Source organism: bacterium (genome assembly GCA_026398675.1).
In the GTDB taxonomy this organism is placed as follows: Bacteria; RBG-13-66-14; RBG-13-66-14; order RBG-13-66-14; family RBG-13-66-14; genus RBG-13-66-14.
The window spans coordinates 1-4,605 of record JAPLSK010000258.1 but is presented as its reverse complement, the minus strand read 5'-3'; the positions used below and the strand labels follow the sequence as shown (position 1 = coordinate 4,605).

The 4,605-nt window shown below is 64.5% G+C and carries 5 protein-coding genes; 1 reads left to right on the top strand and 4 read right to left on the bottom strand.

Translation table 11 applies throughout. From position 1 onward, the window contains the following. Window positions 1-458 (top strand): type II and III secretion system protein (locus tag NTW26_08060; GenBank protein ID MCX7022206.1); only part of this gene is annotated, 458 nt, incomplete at its 5' end. 151 nt (window positions 459-609) lie between these two features. Here the strand turns inward: NTW26_08060 and NTW26_08055 are convergent. Genes NTW26_08055 through NTW26_08040 form a run of 4 tightly spaced genes read right to left on the bottom strand, consistent with a single transcriptional unit; the run spans window position 610 to window position 4,324 of the window. Then, on the bottom strand, window positions 610-768 hold the full coding sequence (locus NTW26_08055) for a hypothetical protein (GenBank protein ID MCX7022205.1): 159 nt from the start codon (window positions 766-768) through the stop codon (window positions 610-612). Window positions 769-813: 45 nt separating this feature from the next. Further along, entirely contained in the window at window positions 814-1,194 is a 381-nt protein-coding gene (locus NTW26_08050) for a hypothetical protein (GenBank protein ID MCX7022204.1), read from the bottom strand. A gap of 58 nt (window positions 1,195-1,252) precedes the next feature. Next, window positions 1,253-3,541, bottom strand: a complete 2,289-nt coding sequence (locus NTW26_08045) for a vitamin B12-dependent ribonucleotide reductase (protein ID MCX7022203.1) — start codon at window positions 3,539-3,541, stop codon at window positions 1,253-1,255. 57 nt (window positions 3,542-3,598) lie between these two features. Then, complete coding sequence (locus tag NTW26_08040; protein MCX7022202.1) at window positions 3,599-4,324, bottom strand: 7-carboxy-7-deazaguanine synthase QueE; 726 nt, start codon at window positions 4,322-4,324, stop codon at window positions 3,599-3,601. Window positions 4,325-4,605 lie beyond the last annotated feature (281 nt).

Genomic DNA, 4,605 nt, shown 5'->3' with positions numbered 1-4,605 from the left:
ACATCCTCTCCGCGCCGCGCATCACCACCCTGGACAACCAGGAGGCCCGCATCCTCGTCGGCAGCCGCATCCCCGTCAACCTCCTCGACGAGAACGGCAACACCTACGTCGAGCTCTACGACGTGGGCATCAAGCTTTCGGTCACCCCCCACGTGAACTCGGTCAACGAGATAACCCTGGACATCCGGCCGGAGATTTCGGAGATGTCCCGCACCCCGGCGCCGGGGCTCGCGTTTCAGGTGGACACCACCGAGGCCAGCACCACGCTCCTTCTGCAGAACGGCGAGACCGGCGTCATCGGCGGCCTCCTGCGGCGCAAGGCCGAGTCGGTGGAGCAGGGGGTGCCGCTCCTTTCCAGCATCCCGGTCCTGGGCCTGTTGTTCAAAAGCACCTCGGACTCCGAGGAGCTGCGTGAGCTCTTGATATTCGTCACCCCGCACCTGGTCCGGCCGGAGTAGATAAAGAACCTACATGCGGGGCGGCCGAGGCCGCTTTTTTATACCAACCGGGGCGGCATTCCACCCGCCGTCGATTGGAGTGAAGACGCGCACATTGACGTTTGGCACAAAAAAGGCGGCGCGGGCCGCCTTTTTTAATAAACGCTGACGGTTAAAATCCCTCGGCCTTGATGCGGCCCCAGGATGACGAATCCACGCCCACCCGGTCGTCACCGGACGCGCCGGGGTTGGTCACGTTGGAGGGATTGCCGGGATCGGGGTCACCCTGGCTCCACCCGCCGTCGAAGATAGAGACTGCACTCGGGTTCACAAAAAGGCGGCACTCGGGCCGCCTCTTCACAAGGGGACGACGGTATCAGGGCCCGTCGGCTTTTACGCGACCCCAGGTGCTGCCCTCGATACCGATCTGCCCGTCGTCTTCGGAGACGCCGGGGTTGGTTACGTCGGCGGGATCACCGGGATCGGGATCCCCCTCCTCCCACACACCGTCGGTATCGAGGAGCTCCGCGCCGTTGGCCGCGCCGCCGCCGTCGGAATCCACCTGTGACAGGTCGTAGGTCCATCGGGAACCTTCACCCAGGAAGTCCGCCCCGAAGGAATTCAACGAGTACCCCGACCCGTGGCACGTCTGGCAGGAGTAGACGCCGCCGTTGGGGATGCGCTCGTCGTAGGTATCGTAACCTACCAGGAGCGCGCCCGCCGCGAGGAGCGCCACTATCAACAACAACCTTTTCAACCGCCCACCCCCCATCTTATCCCACGCTCATAGTGTACCACATCCGCCACACATTGGGCTAACTGCACTTCGAGTAGCCGCAGGCCGGGCATATAAGGCAACCCTCGGCGAAGTAGAGCTGGCCGTGGCAATCGGGGCAGGCGGACTTCACCGGGAGCATCACCTTCTGCTTGCCGCCGTTGTTCCCGTCGCCGTGTTCTTCCGGCACATTGCCCTCTATCGCCTCGAAGGTCATCTGCTTGGCGGCGCGTCCGCCGAAGCCGTGCTTCTCGGGGTCGAGGTAGTACTGGATGGCCCGGGCGATGGCGTCGGGGCAGGATAGAATCTGCTCGCCGCCGTGCCATATCGGGGAGGGGCAGCGGATGCCGCGGAGCTGGTCCACGATTTTGTTCACGTCCACGCCGGCGCGGATGGAGGTGGAGATGAGCCGACTCACCGCCTCGCTCTGGCTGGCCTCGCACCCGCCGGTCTTGCCCATCTGGGTGAAAACCTCGCACAGGCCCTCGGCGTCCTCGTTGATGGTCACGTAGAGGGTTCCGCAGCCGGTGGTCATCTTGATGGTCTGGCCATGGGTGACCATGGGGCGCGGGCGCGGCTCCCGGGACTTCTCCTCGACCTTCTTCTCCTCGCGGCCGATGTTGAGGACCTGGGCGTCGCGCGCGCCGTCGCGGTAGACGGTGATTCCCTTGCACCCAAGGTCGTAGGCCAGCCGGTACGCCTCTTTTATCTGGGCCTCGGTGGCGCTCTTCGAAAAATTGATGGTCTTCGACACGGCCGCGTCCACGTGCATCTGGAAGGCGGCCTGGATGCGGATGTGGTCGGCGGGCTCTATCTCGTGGGCGGTGACGAAGATGCGCCGGACATCCTCGGGCACGTCATCGAGGCTGGCCACGGAGCCGTGCTCCGCCACCTTCTTGAACAGGTCATCCGAGGCGAACCCCCGCTTCTCGGCCACCTCCCGGAAAAGGGGGTTTATCTCCGGGAGCTTGTCGTCGTCGAGCACCCGGCGGTAGAAGGCCAGGGCAAAGTAGGGCTCGATTCCCGACGAGCAAGCGGCGATGATGGAGATGGAGCCGGTGGGGGCGATGGTGGTCAACGCGGCGTTGCGCAGCTTCGGACCCTTCTCGCGGGCGAAGGTCGAGCGGGGGTAGTTCGGGAAGAGACCGCGGATCTCGGCCAGCTTCTCGCTCGCCTTGCAAGCCTCCGTCTGGATGAACGCCATCACATCCCCGGCGATTTTCACCGCCTCCGCCGAGTTGTAGGGGACCCACAACCGGACCAGCATGTCGGTGAAGCCCATCACCCCCAGGCCGATCTTGCGGTTGGCCCGCGTCTGGGCGGCGATTTCCTCCAGGGGATAGTTGTTCAGGTCTATGACGTTGTCCAGAAAATGCACGGAGTCGTGGACGGTGCGGGCCAGCTTGTCCCAGTCAATTTCATGGGAATCGCCGGAGCGCTTCACCATCCGACCGAGGTTGAGGCTGCCCAGGTTACAGGATTCGTAGGGCAGGAGCGGCTGTTCACCGCAGGGGTTGGTGGACTCAATCTCGCCCAGCTCGAGAAGCGGGTTGGCGGCGTTGATGCGGTCTATGAAGACGACGCCCGGCTCACCGGTGGCCCAGGCGTTGTGCACGATCTTGTCAAAAACCTCACGGGCACGCAGGTGGCGGACCACCTCGCCGTCATTGGGGGTGACGAGGGGGTAGGTTCCGTCCTTTTCCAGGGCGTCCATGAAGGCGTCGGTGACGGACACCGAGATGTTGAAGTTGGTGAGCTGGGCCAGGTCCTGCTTGGCGTCTATGAAATCGAGGATGTCGGGGTGGTCCACGCGCAGGATGCCCATGTTGGCGCCGCGGCGCGTGCCGCCCTGCTTGACCGCCTCCGTGGCCGCGTTGAACACCTTCATGAAGCTCACCGGCCCCGAGGCCACCCCCATGGTGCTGGCGACCAGCGAGTTCCTCGGGCGCAGGCGGGAGAAGCTGAACCCCGTCCCCCCGCCGGATTTATGGATCAGTGCGGTGTGCTTGATCGAGTCGAATATCTCCTCCATCGAGTCGCCCACGGGGAGGACGAAACAGGCGGAGAGCTGCCCCAGCTCGCGCCCGGCGTTCATCAGCGTGGGCGAGTTGGGCATGAACTCGAGTTTGGTCATCATCTCGTAAAAACGGGCCGCCGTGGCGCCCGTGTCCACGGAGTGGGTCAGGTCGGCGTAGTTCTCGTCGGCCGAAGCGATGGTCCCCGCGACGCGGCGGAAGAGCTCCTCGGGGGTTTCCGTCGGCCGGCCCTCGTCGTCGCGTTTGAGGTAGCGCCGTTCGAGAACGGTGACGGCGTTTTCGGAAAGCGTCAGCGGCATGGTGGCTCCAGCGGTCAATAAAGGTGGTCGGTCACACGATTCGTAAAGTTGCTATTTGATACCCAGAAGCCGGTGCATTTGGGGCAGGACGCGAAGATTTGGGTGGACAGCCGAGGCCCGGACGTGCGCCCAGAGCATCTCCGCCCCGGTGAGCTCCGGACGGCCGTCGGCGCCGTGGATGGGCTGAAGCGTCACCTCGACCTCGGGAACGACCTCGTTCACCAGTCTCAGCGCCCGCTCCACCTCGCCCCAGGGGGTCTTTTTCCCGAAGACGATTTTCACCAGAAGCTCGATATCCGCCCCCGCGCAGATTTCTAGAAATTTTTCCGACTCGTCCCAGTACGCCCTTCCGCAGTGGGCGGGCAGCTTAATATCGGCGACCACCACGTCCAGGAACGGCAGCAGCGGCGGCAGCGCGTCGGGGTGGACCCCCGCCGTCTCCAGGTAAACCGGCAGACCCAGTTCCCGGACCGCGGGCAGCAGCTCCCGGAGGATTTTTCCGTACAGCAGCGGCTCTCCGCCGGTTACGGCCAGGTGTGCATGGCCCGGCGCCCGCTCCTCCAGCCCCCGGATTTCCGCCAACACCGCCTCGACCGTCAGGGGGTTGGCCAGCCGGACGACCTCCCCCGGAGCCCGTTCGATTATCGCCGGCGCCTCCGGGTCCGTGGGCGTGTCGCAGTAGTCGCATCCCACCCCGCAGCCGGCCAGGCGGAGGAAGATCTGTCGGCGGCCCACGTGGGGCCCCTCGCCGGCCAGGGAGGAGAATATCTCGGCCACGGGCGCGCCGGTCACGGGAACATTATTTGGAGATACGCGCTGCACAGGGTTCTCGGGGTTCCGTGGTGAGTGATTCCATTTTCCCAAGGACGGAGCAGTCCCCCCTGGGGAATTGAAAATAGATGACGACGCTAACTGGTGGAACAACCTAGGCCGCCCACCCGGGGAATGGTAGCTGGATGACGACGCTAACTGGTGGAACAACCTAGGCCGCCCACCCGGGGAATGGTAGTCGGATGACGGCGCTAATTAGTGAGACAACTTAGGCAGCCACCCCCGGG